3 protein-coding genes are annotated in these 1,990 nt (G+C 36.4%); 2 read left to right on the top strand and 1 reads right to left on the bottom strand.

Going from position 1 to position 1,990, the window contains the following annotated elements; all coding sequences use genetic code 11:
- Window positions 1–52: 52 nt before the first annotated feature.
- Together lspA and AC3DU7_RS29520 are read left to right on the top strand one after the other, a co-directional pair.
- Window positions 53–547, top strand: coding sequence for a signal peptidase II (lspA, locus tag AC3DU7_RS29525; protein WP_488042810.1), 495 nt, complete (start codon window positions 53–55; stop codon window positions 545–547).
- A 250-nt stretch (window positions 548–797) separates the two neighbouring features.
- Window positions 798–1,301, top strand: a complete 504-nt coding sequence (locus tag AC3DU7_RS29520; protein ID WP_488042809.1) for a pentapeptide repeat-containing protein — start codon at window positions 798–800, stop codon at window positions 1,299–1,301.
- Window positions 1,302–1,529: 228 nt separating this feature from the next.
- Here the strand turns inward: AC3DU7_RS29520 and AC3DU7_RS29515 are convergent.
- Window positions 1,530–1,990 (bottom strand): adenylate/guanylate cyclase domain-containing protein (locus AC3DU7_RS29515; protein WP_488042808.1); only part of this gene is annotated, 461 nt, incomplete at its 5' end.

The raw sequence follows: 1,990 nt of genomic DNA, 5'->3' as shown, positions 1-1,990 counted from the left end.
AAAAAAAATCTTGCTAAACTGTAGAATAAATTAAAATAAATATAGATAGTAATTGTTGACCTTGAAATTACGTTTTCAGAAAAATTTTCTATTCTGGATAGCTGCTATTATTAGCATTGTATTAGACCACTTGACTAAATTTTGGGTGGTACAAAATTTTCAACTTGGAGAAAGTCTGGCTTTGTGGCCTGGTGTATTTCACTTTACCTATGTAACTAATACCGGAGCAGCTTTTAGTTTATTTAGCAATGGTGGGGTATATTGGCTGCGATGGTTGTCTTTAATAGTTAGTCTTGGCCTAATGGCTTGGGCTTTTTTTGGGCCGAGATTTGAGAAATGGGAACAAGTGGGCTATGGTTTAATTTTAGGAGGGGCACTGGGCAATGGTATCGATCGATTCATTTTGGGTTATGTTGTAGATTTTATACACTTTCGCCTCATAGATTTTCCCGTGTTCAATGTGGCAGATGTTTCGATTAATATTGGTATTGTTTGTTTACTCATTGCTACATTTTTTAGTGGAAGACCAAAACGTAGACCGCAATAGTAGAAGAAGTAAGAAGGAAGAAATTTTTCCTTCTCTCCTAGATAAGTAAAAATTTAGCGTTTGATATGTTAAATACAGTAATGGCGACTGCTATAAATTGACTTTTATACGATTAAATTCTCAAGGGCGCGATCGCTTCTAAAAGGTTTTCCCACTTCTAACTTCTGACTTATGACTTCGTTAAGATGGTCTCTAATTTGGTATATTAATTATTTAGTTATACTCAAATTCGGGAGCAGTGATTGTAGTGGTGAAAACAGGATTTTTAGTATTGGTCTTAATATTGGCTGCTTTAGGTATTTTGCCAATTCATATTGATTCAGCTCAAGCACAGGAAAATGCCGTAAACTATACTCTCACAGATTTAAACTATCGAGATTTTTCTAATAAAGATTTGCAAGGTACTTCCTTTGCCGGTGCAGAAATGCGGGGTGCAAATTTTCAAGGGGCAAATATGCAGCGAACAATTATTACTAAGGGAGATTTTTTTCGGGCAAACTTAAGTGAAGCAGATTTTACTGATACTTTTGCAGATCGAGTCACTTTCGATCAAACTGACTTAACTAATGCTATTTTCACAGATGCTATGTTGAGTGGTAGCACCTTCGGTAATGCGGTAGTGACAGGGGCAGATTTTTCTGAAGCAATAGTAGACCGCTATCAGGTAAAATTAATGTGTAAAAATGCTTCAGGAATTAATCCTATTACAGGAGTAGCAACCCGTGATAGTTTGGGCTGTACTCCTAAACTTTAAGGAATGAGCAATTGAGGTTCTTTTAGTTATTGTATGATGAGAGGAGTCAGGAGTCAGTAGGAAGAAAGGATGAGAGTTGGAATTATCTGGGGATAAGTAGGCATTTTATGTCTGCATTGCATGGAAGTAGAAAGTGCGATAACTGTATAACCGGATTTTATATAATAAACATCTCCAATAATAAAAAATAAAATCAATTATCGTAGATAAATTATCAATTATTTCCCTCTACTCTTTACTCCCTCTTTTCCGGAGATATCTAATTTTTTTTCTACCAATCAATAAATAGGTTTTCATTTCACCCTTGCCTTTAACTACTATCGCACCACGTTCCTGAAAAATATACTGATTATGTAAAAGATCGTAAGTTTTTGTAGAAACTTGAATCGTACCGGGAATTCCATGAGATTCCATACGACTAGCAGTATTTACTGCGTCACCCCAGAGGTCATAAATATACTTTTTCGTGCCAATTACCCCAGCAACAACAGGTCCGGTGTTAATGCCAATGCGGATACAGAGTTCAAAATTATGCTGTAAATTAAATTTGCTGATTTCTTGCTGCATGTCAAGAGCCATCTCTGCTGCAGCTTCGGCGTGGTCTGCTCGTGGAATAGGTAGACCACTAGCAACCATATAACCCACATTCCGCACTTCAAAATGTAGTATACAAATAGAATGAGAGAGGG

It is taken from the genome of Okeania sp. (assembly GCF_983059655.1).
The sequence above is the reverse complement of the archived record's forward strand: the minus strand, read 5'-3'. Positions and strand labels throughout refer to the sequence as shown.